Consider the following 23,353-nt stretch of genomic DNA (forward strand, 5'->3'; position numbering starts at 1 on the left):
GGCGGTACTACGGGCGGCTCCGCGACTGTCGGTGCCACGGGAGGCTCCACGAGTGGTGGTACTACGGGAGGTTCGACGGGCGGTGGTATGTCGGGAGGTTCGACGAGCGGTGGCACGGTCGGCGGTTCGACCGGAGGTCCCTCCTCCAGCGGCAAGTTCTCCGGCGGAACCACTTCCGGCGGCAGCACCAGCTCGGGCGGCGCCTCCTCCGGTGGTATCTCCTCCCACGGTTCGGGCGGCTACGGCGGTGGCGGCGGTGCCCGCAGGTAGTCCGCGGTAGTACTCCTCGGGTGGGCCGCAGCGCAGCGCCTGCATGGAGGTTGGCGGTGGCGGGCGATCGTCTACTGAGCGCGGCCGGGTTTGAGCTTGCGCGATTGCGCGGGTCGGTTGAACGGTGTTGGCCTTTCGTGGGCGGTGCCCACAGGTTGTCCGGGGTGGTATTCCTCGGGTAGCCCGCAGCGCAGCGCTTGCATGGAGGTTGGTGGCGGACCGCGATCGTCTTCTGAGCAGGGGCCGGGGTGGGAGCTTGCGATTGCACCGGTGGTTGGAACGGCGTTGGCCGATTGTGGGCGGAACCCCGCGGGTGATCATCTGGACGTATCAGTAGCGCGAAAGGTCTGCGCGGGGGCAGTACGACGAGGGTCGTGATCGTCGAAGCGTCAAGGATTCTCGGCATTCGCACTCCTCAGGCGTGCCCGTGCGGGGGCGCGATTCTCAGACGGAGTGCGGCATTCGGGCCGCCGGTTCGTAGCCGACCGGTTGCGAATGCCGCGGCAGCACCAGATTCGGTGGCATGCACTACTGGACAAGTGATCACGTGGAACTGACGGCGGCATTCTCTCGGCCGATGCCGCCACTAGTTCCACCTGATCGACCGACCAACAGCGCAGAATGTGAGGGAGGGGGCGATGCCACGGGGGCACGGAATGTGTGCCAGAGCCTGTTCCCGATGACCGTTGACAGGTGGCATCTTCTGGCGGACTTGGTTGCCGGGTTCGGTGTGTGGCGGCATCGGCAGCGGTGGGGGTGGAGTGGTGAAGTCGTTGATACGCACGGCCGCTGGTGCTGCATCCGAACGCCCATGTGCTTGCACGGATCTGCACTCTTAGCGTTGGTAAGTGCGGGTTACCGTTCTGAGTTGGCGTGACACTTGCGATCCCGCCGATATTCGGCCTGGCCGCGCGTTCGGGAGAATCCCAGGACTTCTTCGCCTGCCACAGCGTCGAATACGAGCCGCGCGTGCAGTGGGCGCCGACCTCGACCCATGCCGATCGATGATGGTGGCGACCATCCGCTTCGACCCGAGATGCAGTGCTGCTGTGCGTGCGGCCGGTGCGCGGTCGGCATCGCTGCTGCGGCTGCACTGGTGCGGGTGGCACTTCGTGCCGAGATCCTGTGGCAGAGCAGTGGAGACCGCAGCGTGGCCGCGGGGCAGCGCCCGCGAATTCCGCCGTCCGAACCTACTGCGCCGCAGCATCGCTATCGCGAAGCCCGCCGCCGCCAGACATAGTCACCGCGGCAGCATCGGTGCTCGGGTGAAAGTCGCTGGTCCGCATGGCTGTTGGGGCGAGGCGGACGGCAATGCGCGGGTAGATCTGCACCGTTTGTCAGAATTCGCACTTCTTCTCGGTGTTCATGAGGGGCGCGGGTTCCGTGCAGGAGCGCGGCTGTTCGTTTCGCTGGTCTGTCAGCGAGTGCTGGGCACATTCGGACCGGTCGAATTTCGATGACGCCGAGTGCCATAGCGATGCACAATGGGTTGGTGGTACACGGGGGACCTCAGCTTATTGCGCTGGATGTCGATGGAACGTTGCTGCAGACGGGATCGCCGGTCAGTGAACGGGTGATCGATGCTGTGCGGGCGGCGGTGGCGGCGGGGGCGCATGTGGTTGTGACGACCGGGCGGACGTTGATGACGACGCGTCCGGTGCTGCAGGAGCTCGGACTTATCGATGGACACGCCTTGTGTTCCAACGGCGCGGTGCACATCGATGTGGCGAGGGGGGAGCCGGTGGCGGTGCAGACCTTCGATCCCGGGCCCGCGGTCGTCGCCTTGCGAGCTCTGTTTCCGGAGATGATCTTCGCGGTGGAGAAGGTCGGCATCGGCACCTGGGCCACGGGCGCCAGTCCGGGCGAATTCTCTATCGGCGAATACGTTCTCGTCGATGACGGCGCGTTGAGCAGCGAGCCGACCCCGCGACTGAACGGCTGGTGGCCCGACGGTTCCCTGGAAGAGATGCTGCGCCTGCTCACCCGACTGCGGGTACCGGGTGCGAGCTGGGTACACGGCGAATTCGGCCCGTGGCTTACCGTTTCGCGCCGGGGCGTCTCCAAGGGGTGGGCACTGGAGCGCCTGCGCACCGCACTTTGCATCCCCCGAGCCGCCACGCTCGCCATCGGCGACGGCTACAACGACCGCGAAATGCTGCACTGGGCAGGACATTCCGTCGCGATGGCGAACGCACCGAACGAAGTCCGCAACTGGGCAGACGAAGTCGCCGACGACGTCGCCGCCGACGGCGTCGCCAAAATCCTGGAGCGCTGGTTCGGCCACTGACCTGGACCGATGATCACCATGTGCTAGTGGAGGCAAACATCGAGAGAGCCTCTCCACCAATGCATTCTCGGGCAAGGCAAGCCGTCGGCGACGTAGTGAAGGGGGCAGGCGAGCTCAATGAGGGCCCGGCCACCATTGCATTCTCAGAGCACGGTGAACCTCGGGACGCGTCCTGTGAGGGCGGACAGACCCCGAGAGCACCCCGCCGCCGAGCATTCCCGGGGGGACAGGCATGCCTGGGGTGGCGTAGCGAAGGGCCAGCTCCCGAGAGCGCCCCGCCACCGCCGCATTCTCGGGGCAGGGCATGCCTTGGGTGGCGTCGCGAAGGCGCCGGTAGACCCTGCAATTTCCCGCCCGGCCAAAATCCTGGAGCGCTAGTCGGGCCATTGACCTGGATCGATGATCAGCATGCGTTGGTGGAGGCGAACATCGAGAGTGCCCCTCCGCCAATGCACTCTCTAGGCAGGGCATGCTTGCTTCGCGAAGGGCGGGCGGACCCTGCGAGTACCCGCCTTCCTGGAGCGCAGGTCGGGCAGTGACCTGGATCGATGATCAGCATGCGTTGGTGGAGGCGAACATCGAGAGAGCCCGCCATCAGTGCATTCTCGGGGCAAGGCAAGCCGTCGGCGATGTTGCGAAGGGGTGGGCAAACCTCGGGAACGGACGCTCAACCGGTGCGTTCTCGGGGCAAGCTTGGGTGGGCGCTTTACGTGCGGCCGAGGATTTCCAGGTAGTGGGGGTTCTGCATGATGCCGAGGACGTTGCCGAAGGGGTCTACTACTGCGGCGGTGATGAAGTCTCCGTTGCCGCGTGGCGTGATCGGCTCGTATTCCTTGGCGCCGAGGGCCACGAGTCGGTCGAAACTTGCCTGCACATCGTCGACGTGCCAGTTCAGGATTGCTCCGCCGGGGGCGTTCTGTGCGCCTGCGGGGGCGAATTTGCGATTGATGATCCCCAGTTCGTGCTGGTAGTCGCCGATGCGGAATTCGTAGTATCCGCCGGGCACCGCGTAGTACGGGTCGAGGCCGAGGACCTCGGTGTACCAGTCCTTCGCGGCCTCGAGGTCGTCGGCGTAGAACGAAACGGTGGCCATTCCTCGCAACATCTTTGTCTCCTCTGATCGGGTTCTGTGCGATCCATGATTCCGCCTAAAGTGCTCACCGAATGAGCACTTTTTTCGGCAGAATTGCGCTCATGCGAGCAGACCGATTGGTGGCGACCCTGTTGCTGATGCAGACCCGCGGACGGGTGACGGCTTCCGAGATCGCCGCCGAACTCGAGGTATCGGTCGCGACCGCGCGCCGCGACCTGGAGGCGCTCTCGGCCGCGGGAGTTCCGGTCTATCCGCAGCCGGGCCGCGGCGGCGGCTGGTCGCTGGTCGGCGGCGCGCGCACGGATCTCAGTGGCCTCACCGAACCGGAGGCTCGCGCGCTGTTCCTTTTGGCGGGCCCGTCCGCGAGCGCGGTGCCCGAGGTGAAGTCGGCGCTGCGCAAGCTGGTACGCGCGCTCCCACAGACCTTCCGCACCGATGCGGAGGCCGCGGCCGACGCGGTGGTGATCGATCCCGCGCGCTGGGGTGAGCACGATCAGGTCCGGCCGCAGCTCGTCGAATTGCTGCAGCGCGCGGTCGTCCAACGCCGCAAAGTACAGCTGACATACGAGCGGGCAGGGGAGCGCACCCGGCGCGCCGTCGACCCGTGGGGCCTGATCGACAAGGACGCCATCTGGTATCTGATCGCAGGCACCGACCGTGGCAGGCGCACCTTCCGCGTCGACCGCATCGTCGAGGCCACGATCACCGACGAAGTTGCGCGCCGCCCTGCGGATTTCGATCTATCCACCGCCTGGGCGGAGGTGGTCGGCGAGGTCGAACAGCGTCGTGCCGCCACATCCGCCACCGCACTGGTTGCGCCGCAACTACTTCCGGTCCTGCGCAAGCAGCAGGGGCGACACTGTGAGGTGGACGGCCCGGTGGCCGATGGGCGCGTTCAGGTCCGCATCACCGCACCGACACCGCGCATGATCGCCCAACAATTGGCGGGCTGGGGTGCCGAAATCGAAGTGCTGGCACCGCGATCGGTCCAGGCGCAGTTGGCGGTGCTCGGTGCCGAACTCGTCGATCGATACGGCGAGTGATCGCAACGGCAAATCGAATCACGCAGATCGATCCGCGCACCGCGAATGATCGTGGTGCACGCTCGGATCTTCAAGAACGCAGGCCGCAAGATGATCGCCGGGATGCTGCCATCGGCTGTGAGGGTCACATTCGCGGGGGTGGCCTCGGCCGCTCCGGGAACCGCCCCCGCGTTGGTTGCCTGCCTCGGCGGTGCAGCTAATTTCCGAGTCGGCGCCGGTCCTGGAGCCGGTGGCGGCGGGCATCTCGCTCAAGGATGTCGCTACCACTCCGGATGCGAAGAACCACAACCCGCTGGCCAACTCGCGGGCGCGGTCGGGGAGTGCCCGGCGTTGCGGCGTGCTTGTCCGGGTTCGTCGTCATACCGATTCCGTGCGGTATCAGCGGCGCGCTGACCGGTGCACGGGGGCGTCATCGGTCTGTTGCTCGGGCCATGGCTCCGGACGCGGTGCCGCGGGTTCTGCCCTGATCTGCATTCACGATGGGATTTGGCGTTTGCGAACGCCGATCGGGTATCCGGCTCGGCGGTTGCACGCCGAGAAGATGTCGCCCTCGGCGGTCATAAGCGTCGATGAGAAGACCACCGGACCGCCTCCGAGTGACAGCTCGAACGCGGCCCGGTGCCTGGTTTCGATCAATGCGCGGGTTCGGGCAGCAGCCCGTGCAGCGCGCGCACCATTTCGGTGGCCACCACCGCATGCCCGCTCATCGTGAAGTGAATGAGATCGGCGCTCATCACATCCGGCCGCAGCCGCAGCGGATGGTCCCAGAACTCCACCAGCACGGCGTCGTAACGAGCGGCCAACTCGCGGGTGATGTCGTTGAGCGCCGACATCCGGTCCCGCATCGGGCGCATCGGCGCCATCCGTTCCGCCTCCCACACATCGGCGAGGGTGAAGGTGGTCACTTGTGCCCCGCCGCGGGCAAGCGCGCCGAAGATCGCGTCGAGATTCGTGCGCAACTCGTCGAGATTGCCGCCGGGAGTGAACAGATCGTTTCCGCCGCAGCTGATATGCACCAGGTCCGGTGCGAATTCGAGCACCTGCGGCAGTTGATCGGCGCGTACCTGCGCCGACGTCGCGCCGATCCGGCCGGTATTCAGATATGCCAGAGCGGGATTCGCCGCCGTCAACACCGCGGCGACGCGATCTGCCCATCCGGCGGTGTCGTACCCGGGGCTCGGATCGCCGACGCCATGGGCTATCGAATCCCCGATTACCGCGTAGCGCTGCCAGGGTGCGTCGGCGAGCAGTTCGAGTGCGGCGGTGTTCGACAACAGCATCGGGTCGTTGGCTTCGGTACGAATACCGTTGTGCGTCAAGGTGACTCCTAGCTCTGGGTAGGAACGGCAGCAGGGATGCGCGCCGGAATCGCGATAATCAATGCGGACGCGATACCGATGCCCGCGCAAACGGCGAACAGCGTGTGGAAGGCGGCCAGCGCATCGTCTGCATCGGCGGCGAAGACCGCGGCCAGCACCGCGACGCCGAGCGCACCGCCCACCTGCCTGGCGGTCAGATTCATGCCGATTCCGGCAGCGAAGCGTTGCGGCGGAAGCGAACTCGCGGCGGCGGTGCCGAGCACCGTCACGACGATCCCGACGCCACCGCCACCGAACAGCCCAGCTGGTACCCACGCGGACCAGAGCGCCGGTGTCGGCCCGAAGGTATCGGTGCTCATCCACACATTGGTGCCGGTGTACATCAGCGCCCCGAGAACACCGAGCCAGCGCCGCGTGCTCGCCGCCGTGACGCGACCGGCAATCGTCGCGGTCACCATCGAGGACACCGCGCCCACCGTCAATGCCGCGGCCGAGCCGAGCACCGAATACTGCCAGATCGCATCGAGGAACAGCGGTCCGGCGAGCAGCCAGGCGAACATGGTCGCACCGAAGACGAACGAGGCGGCATTGGCCAGCGCATACGGCCTGCTCTGCCACAATTCGACCGCGATGGCCGGATTGTGGTGGCGCACAGAGCGAATCAGCGCGGCCACGATCAGCAGTGCGCCGACGCCGAGTACAGCGAGTGTGCCGGGTGCGGTCCAGCCCCATCGCTGCCCCTCGGTCACCCCGGCGACCACGCCGCCGAGTCCGAGGGCAATGGCGATGGTCCCGATGGGGTCCGGCAGCGCGCTGCCGGGCTGACGGATATCGGGCACGGGAATGCGCAGCCCGGGCGCGATCAGCGCGATCGCCACCGGGATATTGATGACGAATACCGCTCGCCAGCCGAAGGTCTCGACCAGCGCGCCGCCGATCGCCGGACCGACCACCGCGGCGAAACCGCCTGCGGCAGACCAGGCTCCGATGGCCGCACCGATCTTCTCGCGCGGGGTGACGGTGAGGACGAGTCCGAGTGCGGACGGCACCATCAGCGCCGCCGTCGCACCTTGCAGCAGGCGTCCGGCAATGAGCCAGCCCGCGGTGGGCGCGAGGCCGCACAGCAGGGATGTCACCGCGAAACCGGCCAGTGCGATCAGGAACAGCCTGCGCCGTCCGAGGGTGTCGGCGAAGCGGCCCGCCGGGGTGAGCAGTGCCGCGAAGGCGATGGCATATCCACTGACCACCCAGGTCAGCGTGGTTGTCGCGGTATCGGGAAAGTCGCGGGCGATCGAGGGAAACGCGATATTGACGACGGACAGATCGAGGAAGGCGATGAACGCCGCGCCACAGGCGATGACGAGCGTGCGCACGGCGGCCTTCGAGGTCGGCGGACTGTCGGTCCGCTCGGACACTTCGGTCATGAGGAGATCCTTCGGTGAGGCGAAATCTAAACGTACGACCGTTCGTGCAATAAACGTACGACCGTACGTTCGTATTTGCAACCCGGAAGTGGAAGAATGGCCTCATGGCCGAGTCGACATCCACCGCGCAGGGCACCGATCAGCGCCTCGCCAAAGGCGCGCGTTCCCGGGCCTCGATCGCCAGACATGCCGCCGACGTCGCCTCCATCGAGGGGCTGACCGGCCTGAGTATCGGCCGTCTCGCGACCGATCTCGGCATCAGTAAAAGTGGGATAGCCACCCTGTTCGGCACCAAGGAAGCGCTGCAGGTCGCCGCGGTGAAGGTGGCCCGCGAGGCCTTCGTCGAACGAGTGATCGCGCCCAGCCTCAGCGAACCGCGCGGCTTACCCCGCCTGCGCGCCATCATGGACCGCTGGTTCGACCACATCACCGACCCGACTTTTCCGGGCGGCTGTTTCCGGGTGGCCACCATCGCCGAATTCGACAGCAAGCCCGGCCCGGTCCGCGACGCCATCGCCGAGGATCGCAGCGAATGGCTCGACTTCTTGGCCAAGCAGATTCGGCACGCGCAGGAACAGGGCGATCTCGCCGGTCGCGATGCCGATGCCATGGCTTTCGAATTCGATGCGGTGATCAGCGCGGCCAATACCGCCCTGCAGATGGGTGATGATCGCGGTGTCGCCACCGCGCACACCATCGTGAACGGGCTGCTGGGCTGAGATCCTCTGCTTACACGTCGGGATGCAGCACGCGTGATGAATCACCCGGAGCGGGTGCCTTGAATCGCGGCAAGTCGGCGATGAGGTCGGACAGTTGACGGCTGGTTCGCTGCACTGTGCCGTCGGGACGGATGAGGGCACCGCGTCCGTGCCTGAGCCAGCGTCGCAACGCTCCCTGCGCGATGACGATGACACCGCCGTGCTTTTCGATCTCGCGGCGCTGTGCCGGTGTCGGCTGGACGGCGGTGACGATCGCGAAACGGCCCGCCGCGATATCGTCGAAGCGACGGCCGTCGAGGAGTGCGTTCGGGACCAGTTTGCCCGCCAGCCCTCGGTAAAAGCGATGCGCCACAACAAGTTCGGATCGGTGCAGCGGCGGCGTCTGTCCGTTGGTGACCAGTTCGGCGAAGCCGGGCAGGTGGTGCACCCGCGGCGCCATGAGGCGACGCAGCAGATTTCCGAACTCACCGCCGTCGGTCATGGCCCATCCGATGAACTTGGCGAGCCTGATCATGGCGTGCGCGTGTGGTTTCCGTTCGATTTCGTAGGTATCCAGGACGCTGGCCGACAGGTCTTCGGCGAGGACGCCCGCGAGCTTCCAGGCCAGGTTGGTCGCATCGCGTAACCCAGCGCCCATGCCCTGCCCGATGAACGGTGGGGTCAGGTGGGCGGCATCGCCGAGAATGAACATCCGGCCGGAACGCCAGCGGTCGGCGAGCTGAGCGCGGAAGGTGTATTCGGCGACGCGCACGAGCCGGAGTTCCTCGGACGGAGTGTTCCCGGTCCAGGGCGCGATCAGTGGCTGCAGGCTCGTCAAATCGCCGTAGTTTGTGGCGGTTTCACCGGGGCGGAGTCGGAATTCCCAGCGGTAGCGAGTCGTTCCGATCCGCATGTAGGTCGCGGCACGCACCGGGTCGCAAACCTGGTGTACCCCTTCCCATTCCCCGATATCGGCAGCGGTGTCCACATCGACAACGAGCCAGCGCTGTGCGAAGTTCAGATCGCGCATCGTGGCTCCGATCGCGGACCGGACCACGCTGTTCGCGCCGTCGCAACCAAGCACATATTCGGCCAGGATCGACTCGGCCGCGCCGGTCACGCGATCGGTGAAATCGACACGTACACAGTCGTTTTCCTGCGTCACGTCGACGACCTCGGCATTGCCGCGGAGGGTGATGCCGGGATACCGCCGCACATTGGCACGCAGGATTGCTTCGAGCTCCGGTTGGTCGAATAGATTCGCCTCCGGGTAGCCGTTGGCACCGCCCGCCGGATCGCGATCGAATTGGGCGAGTACCCGCATATCGGGGTCGATCAATCGCAGACCCAGCGCCGGACGCGAGATCGCGTCGAAGTCGTCCCCTACGCCGAGACGTGCGAGTATCCGGCGGATTTCACCGTCGAGATGTACCGCCCGAGGCTGCGGATATATGCCGTCCCACCGTTCCAGCACCAGGGTTTCGATGCCGTATTCGGCCAGCAGCGTCGCCGCGGTGAGGCCCGATGGGCCCGCACCGACGACGACCACCGGAACCGAGTTCATCGGCTCGCGCCGATCACGAGATTCACTGCCGGACCACGGCTTTCCAGCGGATTGCATACCGGCTGAGGATTGCGGTGGCGACACCGTCGGAGGCGGCTTCCAGTTCGACGGTCACGATGATCGCCCCGTCTTCTACTGCCGCCGTGACGCTGTGCACCCCGGCGACTTGTTCGAGCGCGTCCTGCAGTTCACGTCGAGTCGCATCGGCGCGCAGCCCGAGCTTGTATGGCTTACCGACATCGGTGACCGGCAATGCGTCCAGGACCACAATGGATTTCGGTACGGCCGCTCGCTCGGGCACCCGTTCGCTCGCCCACGTGAGCAGTTCCGGCTCGGTGACATCGGCATCGGCTTGGAGCGTGACATAGGCAACGGGTACTTCTCCGGCGTGGACATCGGGACGTCCGACGGCACCGGCCGCGGTGACCTGTGGATGTGACAGGAGTGCGTCCTCGATCAGCGCCGGGTCGATATTGTGCCCGCCACGGATGATGAGATCCTTGGCGCGGCCGTGCAGATGGATGAAGCCGTCCGCATCGATGTGCGCGAGGTCGCCGGTATCGAGCCAGCCGTCAACCGTGGTGCCGAGGCCGTCGAGGATGTGGCCCTGCTCATTGCGGCCCGTCACATAGCCTGCGAAAACCGTTGGGCCACTGATCTCCAGCACGCCGATCGCACCGGCGGGCAGCGGCTCCCGGTCGCCCGCGCGCACCACACGCACCTGCTGGTAGGGCATCCGCTGCCCGACCGCACCCGGTCGCGGACGATCCGGATAGCTACGGGCGGTCGCGCAGGTCGCCTCGGTGAGTCCATAGCCCTCGACCAGGGTGACACCGGTATGTGTCTGGAAGTTCGTCCGCACCGCGCGCGGCAGCGGTGACGCGCCGACCATCGCGTAGCGCAGACTGCTGATATCGGCGTCGACGGGGCATTGCGCCAGTACGGCATATACGGTCGGAACCGCGCTCATCGCGGCAATGCCATAGTGCGCCACGATCTTCCAGAATTCGCCGTACAGCGCGAGATCGCGGTAGCCGAGCGGACCGGCCCAGACCACCGGCTGCCCCTTGAACAGCGGCGCGAGCAGCGTCACTACCAGGGCATTGACATGGAACAGCGGGAGTGCGGCGAAGATCGTCGCATCCGCGTCGAGCAGGGAGTTGGCGGCGATCATCCATGCGTTGGCGATCTCGCCGGAATGGGTGTGCGCGGCCAGTTTCGGCACGCCGGTGGTGCCGCCGGTGTGGAACAGCGCGGCCAGATCGTCGTATGCCGGGAGCTGTCCGGCGAAGGAGTTCGAATCATCCTCGGCGGCAAGCTCATTCAAATAGCCGATATGCACACCGTCGATCGAAGGCAGCGGGTGCGGCTCGGCGGCGCCGGTGGGGCGCAGCACGAGTACGGCATCGAGCAGCCGGTCATTCGCCAGGGTGAGTGCGGATTCCCATGTGTCGGTGGCGAGTTCGGGCCCTGCCGCGATCAGCACTCTCGCACCGGAGCGGCGCAGCAGTTCCGCGATATGCCGACCGGACATCGCGCCATTGATGGGTGCGGCGATACCGGCCAGCTGCGCGGCGAGCGTCGCGGGGATCAACTCCGCGCAGTTGGGTGCCATCAATGCGACCGCGTAGTCGCGTCGGATACCGAGCCGGTGCAGCAGATTCGCATAGCGGTGCACGTCCGACAGGAGTTCGGAGTAACTGCGCTGCAAGGGTTCTCGCCATCGAGCGGCCTCCGGCAATACGGTGAGCGCGTTTCGGTCGGGCCAGAGCTCGGTGGCGCGGACCAGCAGTGCGTAGGTCGATTCCGGCAGCCCACGCTCTTCCAGCGGCAGGGATTCGATCTCGGCCAGGTCGCCGGGGCCCGAGTAGCGCGGCCACAGCAGATCCGTTGTCGTCATGTTCACCGCGCGTACCGCACAACCGTACGCTGGCGACCGAGATCGATCGCGCCGTCATCGGTAGCCACCGCGGCCTCGATGATGTCGCCGTCGCGCAGATACTTCGGGTTCTTGGCCTGCCCCTTGAAGAACAGCTTCCACTTCGTCGCCGCCGGGAGCAGCGAGGCGATGATCTCGACCGGTTTCGGCGGGGCGCTGATCGCGGTGCCGATCGGGGTACCGGTGAGCAGCAGATCACCCGCATCGAGTCGCTGGAATCGGGTCAGCGCCTGCAGCGTCTCGACGGGACCGTAGATCATATCGGCGACCGTCATATCCTGGCGCGCTGCACCATTGACCCACAGCCGCAACCGCAGATCGGTGAACCGCTTCAGCTCGTCGGCATCCAGCAGCACCAGCGCCGGACCCACCGGCGTGAAGGTCGGATACGACTTCGCCTCGTAGAACTGGGTTTTCGGCAATTGCACATCACGCGCCGAAACATCATTGGTGACAACGAGCCCGGCGACGTACTCGGCGAGATTGTCGGCGGTGATCGCGGTCCCGACCGGCATCTCCTTACCGAAGACCAGTCCGATCTCCACCTCGTAATCCAGCAACTGCACGTGCGCGGGCCGGATGACATCGTCGAGCGGTCCGCTGATCGAACCGGAGGATTTGCGGAAGAACGTCAAGGGCACGGTCCCGGGGTCGCCGCCCGAATCCCGCACGTGGGATGCGAAATTCGTCATCTGCGCGACCACTCGGCACGGTGCGGTCACCGGTGAAACCAGCGCCAGGCTCTCGACGGGGACGATTTCGGTATTCGACGCAGCAGCCGCCAGCGCCGCCCGGTCGGCGAGCAACTGACCGGTGGTGGCCGCCGCGGTATCCACCCACGCGGCCCCCGTCGGCGTCGATACCCACCAGGCATCGGCGGTACGGAGAACGGAAATACTCATGAGTTGGCAACTTTCAGTAGACCGCGCAGGCGGCGTAGATCGAATTCGTTGTCCGCACGCAGCGCGTCGAATATGCCGCGCAGTTCGCGAACCGATTCCCGGCCGGGTTTGAGGCCGAGGAAGTCCTTGGTGGCGGGCGGTCCCCACTGGGCCAGCCCGGATGCGGTCATCGGCGCCCAGCCGGGCTCCACCGTGCTGTCGAACATGTCGCCATCGCTGAAGTGCTCGACCATGAACCCATCCGGATCGCGCCAGTAGTCGAAGATCTGGCTGCCCTGGATATGCCTGCCGATACCCCATGACCGCTGGTAACCGTGGTCGAGCAGATATTCACCGCCCGCGGCCAGGGCATCGAAGTCGGCGACCTGGTAGGCGGAGTGCATATACCGGTTGACCGGGCCGAGCGACAGCGCCACCGTGTGGTGGTCGGCGGGGGTGCGGCCGCGGTCGCAACGGATGAAGCTCATGACCGGGCCGCGGTCGCGTTGACCCGGGTAGTAGTGGAAATCGCTGACGATCAGACCCAGGTGTTTCAGATACCAGTCGAGCGTCTTCCGATAGCGGGTCGTCTGGACGACCACATGCCCGAGCCGCTGCACCTGCGCCGGTTCCCGCGGCGGGCGCTGGGTCCGGTTCATGCGCGGGATTTCGTGGCCGAAATTGAGGGTGTGCGGCTGCTGGGCGGGCAGGGCGGCGAGCACATGCGTATCGGCGACTACTCGCACCCGCAAACCGCTCGGATCGGACAGGTCGACGGAGAATCCGCCGATGCTTTCCGGCAGCGGCACCGGCTCGGGTCCGGTGGCCTGCGCCAGCCGGAGCAGATCCGCGGCGGCCGCCGCCTGGAATGCGGGGCCGATGAACCTCGACCGCGAACCCCGGCGAATGACCACACAGGGTGCACCCGGGTCGGTGCCACGCAGCTGCAATTCGTCCGCGGTGTGCAGCACCGTCGTGAAACCGAAAGCGCGAGCGAAGATTTCGGCGGCGGCCAGGTCGGGCTTCTCGAACTCCAGCCACGCCAGATCGTGCACCTTGATGATCGGATTCCGCGCTCGCCCCGGATGCTCACCCGCCTCGGCGCCGAATTCGCTGTGCAGACCCGTATGCGGGTCGTGCTGGTCGATCATCGGCTTCTCCCTTCAGTAACTGAGTATATCGTCACTTACGAGGGAGTGTTCAGTCAAGATTTTCTGAGGAATTCCTCATTACTGACTCGACAGGTTAGGATTGCGAGATGGACCAGGGAGAGGTGATGAGCGAGCAAACAGGTGCCGAACCCAATCGCTTGGAGCGGCGAAAAGCACGTACTCGGGCAGCGCTGGTCAGCGCGGCCCAGTCTTTCCTCGCCGCCGGGAAACCGAATGTGCCGATCCTGGAGATCACCCAGGCCGCCGACGTCGGGATGGGATCGTTCTACAACCACTTCGAAAGTCGTGAGGATTTGTTCCGCGCCGCGATCGAGGAGGCGCTCGATCGGCACGGCTCAACCCTCGACGTGCTGACCGAAGGCATGGACGATCCAGCGCAAATCTTCGCGCAGAGCTTCCGCTTGACCGGTCGTCTGCACCGCAAGAATCCCACGTTGAGCAAGGTGCTACTCCATCACGGTCTTGCCCTCGTCAGCTCTGCGAAGGGCCTCGCGCCCCGCGCGCGACGCGATATCGATGCCGCGGTGCGCGCGGGACGGTTCCAGGTCCGCGATGCGGAGCTGGCGATGACCATCGTCGCCGGTGCCTCGCTATGCCTCGGTCAGCTCCTGCACGACAATCCCGAACGCGACGATGCCGCGGCCGCGGACGAGGTCACCGAGGATCTGCTGCGCATGTTCGGTATTCCGCCGGACGAGGCGCGCGAGATCTGCGAGCGACCGCTGCCGCCGATCGACACGTTGCCGGACACCGCGGACTGATTTCAAAGATCGATCTGCACATCGCTGATCGGGTAGGCCACGCAGGAGTGGGTGTAGCCGAACTGTTCGTCGGACAGTCGTAGTTTCGCTTCCTCGGCGGTGTGCACCTCGCCTTTGACGATCCGCACCCGGCACAGGCTGCACTCACCGGATCGGCATCCGACCTCGGGTCGAATACCGTTGTCCTCCAACGCATCCAGCAGTGGCCGGTTGCGTGGCGTACGGAAGCTGGTGCCGCCGACGGTGACGGTCACCCGCTCGGCGGGATCCACGTCGGCGGGCCAATGGGGTTGGGCGGCCGGGTCGCTCGGTGCGCCATTGGCTTCGAAGCGGATTCGCTTGCGCGGCTGGCCGAGTGCGCGGAGTTGTCCGAGCGCGTACGGGTAGAGCGCCTGCGGGCCGCAGACGTAGACCATGCGGCCGCCGAGTTCACCGGTCGAAGCACGGATCGTGTCGGCGGTGAGGAATCCGGTGGACCCGGTCCAGTCGGTGTCGGGTTCGGTGATGACGTGGTCGACGACTACGCCGGGATATCGGGTGGCGAGTGCGTCGAGTTCGGCGCGGAAGATGATGTCGTCGGCGGAGCGGGAGCCGTAGACGAGGTGGAATGTGCGGTCCAGATCGCGGTCGACGATCTCGCGGATCATGCTCATCGCCGGGGCGACACCGGAACCGCCCGCGAGGAATACCAGGTCGTCGCCGTGGAATAGCGGGTTGTGGTGGAAGGTACCCATCGGCCCGGTCGTGGTGAGGACCTGCCCGACCCGCACCGTGTCGATGAGCAGATTGCTGATGCGTCCGCCGGTGACGCGCCGCACGGTCAGGTCGTAGTGGTCGAGCATGGTGGGGCTCGAGGAGATGGCGTACGGGCGGCTGGTGCCGTCGACGAAGACATTGACGTACTGTCCCGCCAGGAACGGCGGCAGTTCGAGTTGGTCGACACCCTCGAGCCGGAAGGTTTTGGTGGTCGCGGTCTCGTCGATGAGCTCGCTGACGATCAGCCGCAGCCGCCGGGGGTGGTAGGCCTCGATGGAGGCGCGGGTTTCGGCGGGGTGGTCGCGGGTGTCGGGGATGCGGGAATCGATCTCGACGAGGATCTGTGCCGCGCCGTCGAAGCTTTCTGCGAGGGGATGTTTCATGATGTGCTCCGTTCAGGCGGACTTGGCACGCAGCAGGCGGCGCGCGACGCGTGCGCCGGCTTCGAGAGTGGGCTGGAACCCGCCCATGCCTGCCCACGAACCGGCCAGGTGCAGTCCGGGAATGTGGGTTTCGCGTTCGCTGTTGCGGAACAGCCAGTTCTCGGTGGCGTCCTGGTCGTAACCGTAGATCGTGCCGCCGGGGTGGCCGAGGTAGCGCATCATGGTCAACGGTGTTGCGACATCGACCTCTTCGATGGCATCCCGGATGCCGGGGGTGATGGTCTCGCACAGGTCGAGCAGCGTTTGGGCATAGGCGAACTTGGTGCGCGCGTATTCCGACGGAGCCACATTGCGCCAGATCTCGCCGTACTGCAGGGTCATCAGGCTGACATGGGTGGAGCCGGTGGGCGCGAATCCGATCGGCGCGACATCGTAAGAGCTGACGCATATTCCGCGCGCGGGCTGGAAGGAGCGCCACGCGTCGTAGGTGCGGTCGTCGTCGGTGTCCATATTGACGAAGGTTGTGCTGGTGGTGAACCCGAGTTCGGCCGGGGTGGCGTCCAGGCCCATGTGCAGCACGAAACCGGATACGCCGATTCGCCTGGTGGCCAGGTCATCTCGTACCGCAGCGGGCAAGTCGATGCCTTCGAGCATGCCGTAGGTGACCGGCAGCGAGGCGTTGGATACCACGTCGCGTGCGGTGACCTCGGTGCCGTCATCGAGCCGGACACCCAGTATCTGGTCCGCATCGGTGAGAATGGCCTCGACCGCGGTGTTGAACCGCACCGCACCGCCCGCCTGCAGGAAGGCGTCGAGGATGGCGGTGGACATGGCTTGCGAGCCGCCGCGCAGATGCCATGGCTTGAATTCGAAGTACGCGAACAAGGTCAGCGCCAGATCCTGGAACCGCAGCTTCGACGGCGGCTGCCCGAGATAGGTCCAGTACATGCCGAGCGCGACCTTGATCCGGTCGTCGTCGAAGAACTCGTCGAGCACCGCCTTCAGGGGCCGTAGCCCGTATTCGAACAGCACCGGATCGATCTGCTCGACCGGCATCCCGCGCATGGCGGCGATCTGCCAGAACGTCACCTGTTTGAGCAATTCGAAGAACTTCGCCGTCCGGTCGCGGTTGCCGGGGAACTGGGCTTCGATAGCATCGATCGCGGCATCCCAGTCGGCGGGCAGCGTGAGGTCGAGTTGCCCGGGAATCACCGCGCGGTACAGGTCGTGCTCCTGTACGAATTCCAGCTTGTCGGCGATACCCAGCTGCTGGAACAGGCCTTCCCGCAACGACATCGGCTGCCCTTCGGCACCGACACCCGAGAGTTGGTGCAGCGCGACCTCGAATTCGAAACGGCCACGGCGGAAAGAAGTTCCGCAGCCGCCCGGAACGTTGTGCCGCTCCAGCAACAGAGTTCGCGCACCCGCGCGCTGCAAGGTGGCCGCGGCCGTCAGCCCGGCATTGCCCGCGCCGATGACGATGGCGTCGTAATCGGTCACGCCTGCCCCGCCGCGCGCTGGATCTGCTCGGTGGCCTCGGCCTTGATCTGCTCGAATTGTTCGCCCATGCGCGCGGCCAACGCCTGCGCGGCCGAGAGCGGACGCACCATCACCATGAAGTCGTCGATCTTGCCGTGCTCGTCGAAATGCAGGAAGTCGCAGCCGGTGAGCTGCTTGCCGTCGACGGTGGCCTCGAAGACGAAGGCGTGGTCGCGGCCATTCGCTTCGGCGATCTCGCGTACATAGCGGAAGTTCTCGAATACGCGGATCACCCCGCGCAGGATGGCCGCGGTGATCGCCTTGCCCGGATACGGCTTGAACGCGACCGGACTGGTGAATACCACGTCGTCGGCCAGCAACGCCTCGATCGCGGCCTCGTCGCGGGCCTCAACGGCTGCGCGGAAGGGATGCATCGCTCCACCTTTCATAGTCAATTATTTGTCTATCAACTATGAACAGTATCGGTGTGTCCACTCTAGTGTCCATAGTTGATTAGACAAGAATGTGAATAGTCATCGAGGCTGATACCCTGAGCGGGTGGCGTTACGTGACGCGGTACTGGCCGCTCTGCTGGAAGGGGAGGCGTCCGGCTATGACCTGGCCAAAGGCTTCGACGCCTCGGTGGCCAACTTCTGGATGGCCACGCCCCAGCAGCTGTACAAGGAACTCGAGCGGATGGCTGCCGAGGGCCTGATCGAGACCCGGGTCGTGCAGCAGGAACGTCGTCCGAACAAGCGCCTGCACGCGATCACCGCGGCTGGGCGAGCCGCGCTGCGCGCATTCATCGCCGAGCCCGCCAAGCCGACCGCCGTCCGCGACGAATTGATGGTCAAGGTGCAGGGCATGGACGTCGACGATGCGCCGACCGTACGCGCCGCGGTAGCCGAGAAGCTGGACTGGTCCAAGGCGAAGCTGGCTCGCTACGAACGCTTGCGCGCCCGGCTGCTCGACGGGCGCAGCGAGCAGGCGTATCTGGCCGAGGCCGAGCGCATCGGTCCCTACCTGACCTTGCTGCGCGGAATCTCCTTCGAGCAGGAGAACATTCGCTGGGGCGAGTTCGCACTGGCCGCCATCGACCGCCGCATCGTTTCGGGATCCGCGACCGCGGCCGACTCGATCACCCCGCGGTGAGGGGCGCCGGACCGCTCTCGGTAAGCGCGTTCCAGTCCGGCCCCCGAGGCTGATGCGGCCTCCCCGCGACGGCGCGGTGTGCCAGAATTCGCGGGTGCGCAGTCCCGTGATCGACGTTGCGGTGGGCAGCGATATCGGCAGGCGCTATGCGGCGAATTTCGATGTCACCTATCTTCGTGCGCAGCCGCTGCTGGCGCTGGTGGCCGACGGCATGGGAGATGGGCCGGGCAGCGCGGCAGCGGGGCGGACCGCGGTGGATATCTTTGTCGAACACGTCGCGGATGCGGCGGAACTCGGGCCGGACGCGCTGCGTGCCGCGGTGGCGGCGGCGCATGCTCGGGTTAGTCGGATCGGTCGGGAATTGCGGACTTTGGCCGGATGCACCCTGACCGCCATGGTCGCCGCGCCGCAGGGGTACTGGCTCGTGCAGATCGGTGACTCCCGGGTGTACCGGCTGCGCGCCGGGCTGCTCGAACTGCTGACGACCGACCATACGATGGCGTGGCTCGGCGCTGTGCACGGTTGGTATCCGTTCGATTCGCCACAGGCCGCGTCTGCGCGGTATCAGCTGACCCGCTACATCGGCCACGGTGGCGCGCCGGAACCGGATGTGCTGAGCGTGACGATGCGGCCCGGCGATAGGTACCTGCTGTGCACCGACGGTGTATCCGAGCAGGTCGGCTACGACGACCTCCGGAACTGGTTGAGCCGTGGTGTCGATCCGCAGTCCGTTGTCGTCCGGCTTTTGGCTGCCGCCGATCGGGCGGGTGGAAACGACAACGCGACGGCTATCGTCGTCTACGTCGACTGAATTGTATTTCGGTACAACCGATTTGGCGCTCAGGACTGGTATGCGCGGAGGGTGAAACCCGCAGTGTGCACAGTGTCGGCGTGCTTGAAGTCCAGGAAAAGGCGGTAGGTTCCGGGGCCGGGAACGGCGGTGTGGAAGGTGATCTCGGGTCCTGGGGTGGTGACGCTGTCGCCCGGGGTGCCGTTCGGGTGGACGTGGACATAGGCGAGGTCGCCCGCGCGCAGGACCACGAGGTGGCCGAAGGCGGCCAGATAGGGCTGGAGATCGGTGACCGGTTCGCCGTTCTTGCTGACGGTCAGTGTGAGTAGTCGACCTTCGCCGGGGATCAGGGCGCCATCCAGTGCGACCTCATAGCCATCCACAGTGAAAGTCCGTGCTGGCTCGGGTGTCGGCTGCGGGTTGTAAGCACCCGCGACCGCGAGATCCGCACCGAGCGTGATGGTTTTGCCGAGTGCGCGGGGTGCGATATCGGTGAAGACGCGATATGCGCCCGCATCGGCCAGATTCAGCCGCACCGACCAGATGCCGTCGGCATCGCGCACCGGGTGCACGTGCCAGAACCCGGTCAGCTCACGCTTGGCAACGATCAGGTGTAGTTCACGATCGTGCAGATCGCCGTATTCGGTGACCGCGCGCCCATCCGGTCCCAAGATCCGGAACCGAAAGTCGAATTCGCCTGGGCGGATGATGGTTTCGGCGAGGTCGATTGTGTACCCGTCCTGCGAGATCAGCAGACCGCCTGGTACACCGCCGCCATGCGCTGCGTGTGCCGCGTGGTCGCCGTGTGCTGTGTGGTCGCCGTGCGCCGGTGCTGCGTGGTTGGCGTGTGCTGCCTGGTCGCCATGGCCCGCGTGGGCCGCGTGCGCTGCCTGGCCGGTATGCGCTCGCCGGTCTCCCTGTGCTGCGTGCTCGCCGCGCGTTCCGTGAGCTGAGGTGTGGTCGGTTGGCTGCCCGGCGTGTGTCTCGATGCTCATTATTCGGCCTCTCCGACCTCGTATTTCATTCTGACACAGCAAAACTTATACCCCCCGGGGGGTATGTCGACAAGCGGCGTGAACGTGAACCGGATCACGCTCGCCTGGAACCCAGGCGCAGTTGATGGAGCGATGCGTCGATTCGCCGATCGCTATTCGGGGTAGCCGGTTACCCTGAGACGCAGGGGCATTCGACAGGTGATCGCCTCATGTGCGGAACTGTTCGGAGGCCTCGGCCGAAGATCAGGCGGAGAGGCTCAATGCGCTGGAGAGCGCGGTTTCGTAGCGGTCCCAAACTATTTCGGTCAACGCTGTGTCCGGTCCGATGACCTGCGCATGCACCACCTCGGGTGCGGCGGCCACCAGGCGGTCGGTCAACAGCCCCGGCGCGAGGAACCACGGCGCCACGAGCGCCCGCTCGGCGCCCCTGGCGCGCAGACGCGAAATTGCCTGGGTGACAGAAGGTTCGGTGGTAGCGAAGCAGACTTCGGTAAGCCAGCCGGTCAACGCCGCAAGCTGCCTCGCCACCTCGCTGGTCCGCGCATTGGCCGCCGCCGATGCCGCCCCGACTGCGGCCACGACGACCCCCAGTGTTTCACCATCCCGCGGCCATGTCACGGGTTCCAGCGCGGCCAGGGTGCGGTCGCGGAGGGTAGCGATGAGTCGCGGGTCGGGCCCGAGAACGTCGGCTTGCGTCAGCACGAGTTGGGGGTGTGCGGTGCGGGCGGCAGCAAGCAGTCCCGGTAGATCGACTCGCGCGTGATAAGCGCTGCCCAACAGCAACGGCGCCACGACCGCATGCGTGTGCCCTTGCGCGGCAACGGCATTCACGACCTGCTCGACCGACGGCGCATTCAGATCGAGGAAAGCGAGTCGCACATCGATATCCGGCCGGGCGGCGGCAATATCGGCGACGACCGCCGACATCGTCGCGGCCGAGCGCGGATCCCGACTGCCGTGCGCCACCGCGATGAGCGCAGGTCTGGGCTCCGCGTATCCGCCGATCGGTGTGGCAGCCGTGACCCGGACAGGGCCGAACATCGGTCTACTCGGTCCACGTCCGTGGTCGGACAATCGCTCCAGCTCCGCCCACATGGATCCGCCCGGCAGCCGCGCCACCGAGCCGATACCACCGGGCGAACTCACCTCAGACTCCGACCTCGACTGCGGTCAGCACGTCACCGACCAGACCGGCGGCGAGGGTATTGCCGCCCGCCGGATCGATGAGCAGGAAGCTGCCGGTGTGCCGGTTTACGCGGTAGTCGTCGGCCGCGATCGGCTCGGCGACGCGCACGGAGATGCGGCCGATATCGTTGAGCGCCAACGACTCCGGGCTCGCCTCGGCCGTCAGGTTCTGCTCGTCGAACCGCTCGACGAGCGCGCCGACAATCGCCTGCGTGGTGCGGGTGCCGTGCTTGAGCAGCAGTCGCGCGCCGGGACGCAGCGGCTTGTCGCCGAGCCAGCAGACGGTCGCGTCGAAGGAGTCGATCGGCTCCGGCGCATCGGCGGGGGAGGCGATGATGTTACCGCGCGAGATGTCCACATCGTCGGCCAGGATCAGCGTGACGCTGCGGCCGACCTGTGCGACGGCGAGCTCACCATCGGGGGTATCGACGCGCTCGACGGTGGAACGAATGCCCGACGGCAGCACCACGATTTCGTCGCCCGGCGAGACCGAGCCCGCCGCGATCTGGCCCGCGTAGCCGCGGTAGTCCGGGTATTCGGCGGTGCGCGGACGGATCACGTACTGCACCGGGAAGCGCAGGCCGATCGCGTGCTCGCCCGAACTGTCGGCATCTACCGGTACCGATTCGAGGTGCTCGATCAGCGAAGGTCCGTCGTAGTACGGAGTATTCGCCGAGCGCGAGGCGATATTGTCACCGTGCAGCGCGGAGACCGGAATCTCCAGCACATCCTCGGCGGCCCAGCCGAGCGTGCTGGTGAGGGTGTTGAATTCGGCCGAGATCGCGGCGAATACGGTCGCCGGATCATCGACCAAGTCGATCTTGTTCACCGCGAGCACCAGCTTCGGCACGCCGAGCAGCGCGAGGACCGCGGCATGCCGACGGGTCTGCTCGATGACGCCCTTGCGCGCGTCGACGAGCAGGATCACCAGCTGCGCGGTGGACGCGCCGGAAACGGTATTGCGGGTGTACTGCACATGCCCGGGCGTATCCGCGAGCACGAAAGACCGCTTGGGCGTTGCGAAGTAGCGGTAGGCGACATCGATGGTGATGCCCTGTTCGCGTTCCGCGCGCAGCCCGTCCACGAGCAGCGAAAGATCGGGCGTGGCAAGACCTTTGTCCACCGACGCGCGGGTGACGGCGTCGATCTGGTCGGCCAGTACGGATTTCGTATCGTAGAGCAGGCGTCCGACCAGGGTGGACTTACCGTCGTCGACAGAACCGGCGGTGGCCAGCCTCAGTAGGTCGGACATATCAGAAATATCCCTCTCGTTTGCGGTCTTCCATCGCGGCCTCGGACACTCGGTCGTCACCGCGCGTCGCGCCGCGCTCGGTCAAACGGGACGCGGCCACCTCGGCGAGAATCGCCTCGTTATCGGCCGCGTCGGAAAGAACTGCGCCGGTGGAGGATCCGTCGCCGACGGTGCGGTAGCGCACCGAACGGGTCTCCAGCAGCTCGCCATCGCGCGGGCCGCCCCAGACGCCGGGGGTCATCCACATCCCGTCGCGCTGGTACACCGGGCGCTCGTGCGAGTAGTAGATGCTCGCCAGATCGATATCCTCACGCGCGATGTAGCGCCAGATGTCGAGTTCGGTCCAGTTGCTCAACGGGAACACCCGGACGTGCTCGCCGGGAGCGTGCTTGCCGTTGTACAGATTCCACAGCTCGGGCCGCTGCCGCTTCGGATCCCACTGCCCGAAGGCATTGCGCAGCGAGAAGATTCGCTCCTTGGCGCGCGAACGCTCTTCATCGCGGCGGCCACCGCCGAAGACCGCGTCGAAGCGGAGCTCGGTGATGGCATCCAGCAGCGGAACCGTCTGCAGCGGATTGCGGATACCGTCCGGGCGCTCGGTGAGACGGCCGTCGGCCAGGTAGTCCTCGACCTTCGCGACATGCAGTCGCAGACCGTACTTTTCGACCACCTTGTCGCGGAACTCGAGCACCTCGGGCAGGTTGTGCCCGGTGTCGACGTGCAGCAGCGCGAACGGCAGCGGCGCGGGCCAGAAGGCCTTGAGCGCCAGGTGCAGCAGCACCGTGGAATCCTTACCACCGGAGAACAGGATCACCGGCCGCTCGAATTCACCTGCCACCTCACGGAAAATGTGGATCGACTCCGACTCCAACGCCGCGAGGGTGTCGAAATCGGTGATGCCCAAGGAACG

22 protein-coding genes are annotated in these 23,353 nt (G+C 66.1%); 8 read left to right on the top strand and 14 right to left on the bottom strand.

What is annotated here, in order from left to right:
- From NP3_RS12215 to NP3_RS12225, 3 genes are all read left to right on the top strand, one after another.
- On the top strand, positions 1-270 hold a 270-nt coding region (locus NP3_RS12215; RefSeq protein WP_218024844.1), incomplete at its 5' end, for a hypothetical protein.
- An 873-nt stretch (positions 271-1,143) separates the two neighbouring features.
- Positions 1,144-1,278 (top strand): hypothetical protein, encoded by a 135-nt coding sequence (locus tag NP3_RS51140; protein WP_281197397.1) that lies wholly within the window; start codon positions 1,144-1,146, stop codon positions 1,276-1,278.
- A 469-nt stretch (positions 1,279-1,747) separates the two neighbouring features.
- Positions 1,748-2,557: an HAD family hydrolase gene (locus NP3_RS12225; protein ID WP_063040756.1), complete on the top strand. Its 810-nt coding sequence runs from the start codon at positions 1,748-1,750 to the stop codon at positions 2,555-2,557.
- Between the two features lie 706 nt (positions 2,558-3,263).
- Here NP3_RS12225 and NP3_RS12230 read toward each other — a convergent pair.
- Positions 3,264-3,662, bottom strand: coding sequence for a VOC family protein (locus tag NP3_RS12230; protein WP_063040758.1), 399 nt, complete (start codon positions 3,660-3,662; stop codon positions 3,264-3,266).
- Positions 3,663-3,751: 89 nt separating this feature from the next.
- Here NP3_RS12230 and NP3_RS12235 point away from each other — a divergent pair, with 89 nt between their 5' ends.
- A complete protein-coding gene (locus tag NP3_RS12235) occupies positions 3,752-4,693 on the top strand; it encodes a helix-turn-helix transcriptional regulator (RefSeq protein WP_063040760.1) in 942 nt (313 codons plus the stop codon).
- 632 nt (positions 4,694-5,325) lie between these two features.
- Here the strand turns inward: NP3_RS12235 and NP3_RS12240 are convergent.
- The gene (locus NP3_RS12240) at positions 5,326-6,012 is read right to left on the bottom strand and encodes an SGNH/GDSL hydrolase family protein (protein WP_245720906.1); all 687 of its coding nucleotides are present in this window, start codon (positions 6,010-6,012) and stop codon (positions 5,326-5,328) included.
- An 8-nt stretch (positions 6,013-6,020) separates the two neighbouring features.
- Positions 6,021-7,436 carry an MFS transporter gene (locus NP3_RS12245; RefSeq protein ID WP_063040764.1) on the bottom strand — a complete coding sequence of 472 codons (1,416 nt, stop codon included), beginning with the start codon at positions 7,434-7,436 and terminating at the stop codon, positions 6,021-6,023.
- Between the two features lie 104 nt (positions 7,437-7,540).
- On the opposite strand from NP3_RS12245, the gene NP3_RS12250 reads away from it, so the two are divergent.
- On the top strand, positions 7,541-8,155 hold the full coding sequence (locus NP3_RS12250; RefSeq protein ID WP_063040766.1) for a TetR/AcrR family transcriptional regulator: 615 nt from the start codon (positions 7,541-7,543) through the stop codon (positions 8,153-8,155).
- A 10-nt stretch (positions 8,156-8,165) separates the two neighbouring features.
- On the opposite strand, the gene mhpA is transcribed toward NP3_RS12250, so the two are convergent.
- From mhpA to NP3_RS12270, 4 genes are read right to left on the bottom strand one after another with little or no spacing between them, the layout of a single operon-like run.
- On the bottom strand, positions 8,166-9,698 hold the full coding sequence (gene mhpA / locus NP3_RS12255; RefSeq protein ID WP_063040768.1) for a bifunctional 3-(3-hydroxy-phenyl)propionate/3-hydroxycinnamic acid hydroxylase MhpA: 1,533 nt from the start codon (positions 9,696-9,698) through the stop codon (positions 8,166-8,168).
- A 22-nt stretch (positions 9,699-9,720) separates the two neighbouring features.
- The gene (locus NP3_RS12260; protein WP_063040770.1) at positions 9,721-11,598 is read right to left on the bottom strand and encodes an acyl-CoA synthetase; all 1,878 of its coding nucleotides are present in this window, start codon (positions 11,596-11,598) and stop codon (positions 9,721-9,723) included.
- A gap of 2 nt (positions 11,599-11,600) precedes the next feature.
- Positions 11,601-12,539 carry a fumarylacetoacetate hydrolase family protein gene (locus NP3_RS12265; RefSeq protein ID WP_063040772.1) on the bottom strand — a complete coding sequence of 313 codons (939 nt, stop codon included), beginning with the start codon at positions 12,537-12,539 and terminating at the stop codon, positions 11,601-11,603.
- Positions 12,536-13,669 carry a VOC family protein gene (locus NP3_RS12270; RefSeq protein ID WP_063040774.1) on the bottom strand — a complete coding sequence of 378 codons (1,134 nt, stop codon included), beginning with the start codon at positions 13,667-13,669 and terminating at the stop codon, positions 12,536-12,538. The genes NP3_RS12265 and NP3_RS12270 overlap by 4 nt, the downstream gene beginning before the upstream one ends.
- 125 nt (positions 13,670-13,794) lie before the next feature.
- On the opposite strand from NP3_RS12270, the gene NP3_RS12275 reads away from it, so the two are divergent.
- Positions 13,795-14,451 carry a TetR/AcrR family transcriptional regulator gene (locus NP3_RS12275; RefSeq protein ID WP_063040784.1) on the top strand — a complete coding sequence of 219 codons (657 nt, stop codon included), beginning with the start codon at positions 13,795-13,797 and terminating at the stop codon, positions 14,449-14,451.
- Positions 14,452-14,453: 2 nt separating this feature from the next.
- On the opposite strand, the gene NP3_RS12280 is transcribed toward NP3_RS12275, so the two are convergent.
- The 3 genes from NP3_RS12280 to NP3_RS12290 are packed head-to-tail and all read right to left on the bottom strand — an operon-like array spanning position 14,454 to position 17,503.
- On the bottom strand, positions 14,454-15,590 hold the full coding sequence (locus NP3_RS12280) for a 2Fe-2S iron-sulfur cluster-binding protein (RefSeq protein WP_063040776.1): 1,137 nt from the start codon (positions 15,588-15,590) through the stop codon (positions 14,454-14,456).
- Between the two features lie 12 nt (positions 15,591-15,602).
- Positions 15,603-17,090, bottom strand: a complete 1,488-nt coding sequence (locus tag NP3_RS12285; RefSeq protein ID WP_063040778.1) for a phytoene desaturase family protein — start codon at positions 17,088-17,090, stop codon at positions 15,603-15,605.
- Positions 17,087-17,503, bottom strand: a complete 417-nt coding sequence (locus NP3_RS12290) for a nuclear transport factor 2 family protein (RefSeq protein ID WP_063040786.1) — start codon at positions 17,501-17,503, stop codon at positions 17,087-17,089. Before NP3_RS12290 ends, NP3_RS12285 begins: the two co-directional genes overlap by 4 nt.
- A gap of 124 nt (positions 17,504-17,627) precedes the next feature.
- Here NP3_RS12290 and NP3_RS12295 point away from each other — a divergent pair, with 124 nt between their 5' ends.
- Positions 17,628-18,221, top strand: a complete 594-nt coding sequence (locus NP3_RS12295) for a PadR family transcriptional regulator (RefSeq protein WP_063040780.1) — start codon at positions 17,628-17,630, stop codon at positions 18,219-18,221.
- Positions 18,222-18,315: 94 nt separating this feature from the next.
- Positions 18,316-19,032 carry a PP2C family protein-serine/threonine phosphatase gene (locus NP3_RS12300; RefSeq protein WP_063040788.1) on the top strand — a complete coding sequence of 239 codons (717 nt, stop codon included), beginning with the start codon at positions 18,316-18,318 and terminating at the stop codon, positions 19,030-19,032.
- 29 nt (positions 19,033-19,061) lie between these two features.
- Here the strand turns inward: NP3_RS12300 and NP3_RS12305 are convergent, their stop codons facing one another.
- From NP3_RS12305 to cysD, 4 genes are all read right to left on the bottom strand, one after another.
- On the bottom strand, positions 19,062-20,006 hold the full coding sequence (locus tag NP3_RS12305; RefSeq protein ID WP_245720907.1) for a DUF8832 domain-containing protein: 945 nt from the start codon (positions 20,004-20,006) through the stop codon (positions 19,062-19,064).
- 243 nt (positions 20,007-20,249) lie between these two features.
- Positions 20,250-21,047 (bottom strand): sirohydrochlorin chelatase, encoded by a 798-nt coding sequence (locus tag NP3_RS12310; RefSeq protein WP_084508503.1) that lies wholly within the window; start codon positions 21,045-21,047, stop codon positions 20,250-20,252.
- Between the two features lie 106 nt (positions 21,048-21,153).
- Positions 21,154-22,443 carry a sulfate adenylyltransferase subunit 1 gene (locus NP3_RS12315; RefSeq protein WP_063040782.1) on the bottom strand — a complete coding sequence of 430 codons (1,290 nt, stop codon included), beginning with the start codon at positions 22,441-22,443 and terminating at the stop codon, positions 21,154-21,156.
- A 1-nt stretch (position 22,444) separates the two neighbouring features.
- Positions 22,445-23,347: a sulfate adenylyltransferase subunit CysD gene (gene cysD / locus NP3_RS12320; RefSeq protein WP_063824751.1), complete on the bottom strand. Its 903-nt coding sequence runs from the start codon at positions 23,345-23,347 to the stop codon at positions 22,445-22,447.
- Positions 23,348-23,353 lie beyond the last annotated feature (6 nt).

This window comes from Nocardia pseudovaccinii NBRC 100343 (assembly GCF_001613225.1).
Classification (GTDB): domain Bacteria; phylum Actinomycetota; class Actinomycetes; order Mycobacteriales; family Mycobacteriaceae; genus Nocardia; species Nocardia pseudovaccinii.

Excerpts from the sequence above, each read along its gene's own strand:
- NP3_RS12225 (WP_063040756.1), top strand. The coding sequence starts at position 1,748 with ATGCACAATGGGTTGGTGGTACACGGGGGACCTCAGCTTATTGCGCTG.
- NP3_RS12315 (WP_063040782.1), bottom strand. The coding sequence starts at position 22,443 with ATGTCCGACCTACTGAGGCTGGCCACCGCCGGTTCTGTCGACGACGGT.
- NP3_RS12270 (WP_063040774.1), bottom strand. The coding sequence starts at position 13,669 with ATGATCGACCAGCACGACCCGCATACGGGTCTGCACAGCGAATTCGGC.
- NP3_RS12260 (WP_063040770.1), bottom strand. The coding sequence starts at position 11,598 with ATGACGACAACGGATCTGCTGTGGCCGCGCTACTCGGGCCCCGGCGAC.
- NP3_RS12280 (WP_063040776.1), bottom strand. The coding sequence starts at position 15,590 with ATGAAACATCCCCTCGCAGAAAGCTTCGACGGCGCGGCACAGATCCTC.
- NP3_RS12305 (WP_245720907.1), bottom strand. The coding sequence starts at position 20,006 with ATGAGCATCGAGACACACGCCGGGCAGCCAACCGACCACACCTCAGCT.
- NP3_RS12310 (WP_084508503.1), bottom strand. The coding sequence starts at position 21,047 with ATGTTCGGCCCTGTCCGGGTCACGGCTGCCACACCGATCGGCGGATAC.
- NP3_RS12275 (WP_063040784.1), top strand. The coding sequence starts at position 13,795 with ATGAGCGAGCAAACAGGTGCCGAACCCAATCGCTTGGAGCGGCGAAAA.
- mhpA (WP_063040768.1), bottom strand. The coding sequence starts at position 9,698 with ATGAACTCGGTTCCGGTGGTCGTCGTCGGTGCGGGCCCATCGGGCCTC.
- NP3_RS12230 (WP_063040758.1), bottom strand. The coding sequence starts at position 3,662 with ATGTTGCGAGGAATGGCCACCGTTTCGTTCTACGCCGACGACCTCGAG.
- NP3_RS12265 (WP_063040772.1), bottom strand. The coding sequence starts at position 12,539 with ATGAGTATTTCCGTTCTCCGTACCGCCGATGCCTGGTGGGTATCGACG.
- NP3_RS12250 (WP_063040766.1), top strand. The coding sequence starts at position 7,541 with ATGGCCGAGTCGACATCCACCGCGCAGGGCACCGATCAGCGCCTCGCC.
- NP3_RS12290 (WP_063040786.1), bottom strand. The coding sequence starts at position 17,503 with ATGCATCCCTTCCGCGCAGCCGTTGAGGCCCGCGACGAGGCCGCGATC.
- NP3_RS12245 (WP_063040764.1), bottom strand. The coding sequence starts at position 7,436 with ATGACCGAAGTGTCCGAGCGGACCGACAGTCCGCCGACCTCGAAGGCC.
- NP3_RS12235 (WP_063040760.1), top strand. The coding sequence starts at position 3,752 with ATGCGAGCAGACCGATTGGTGGCGACCCTGTTGCTGATGCAGACCCGC.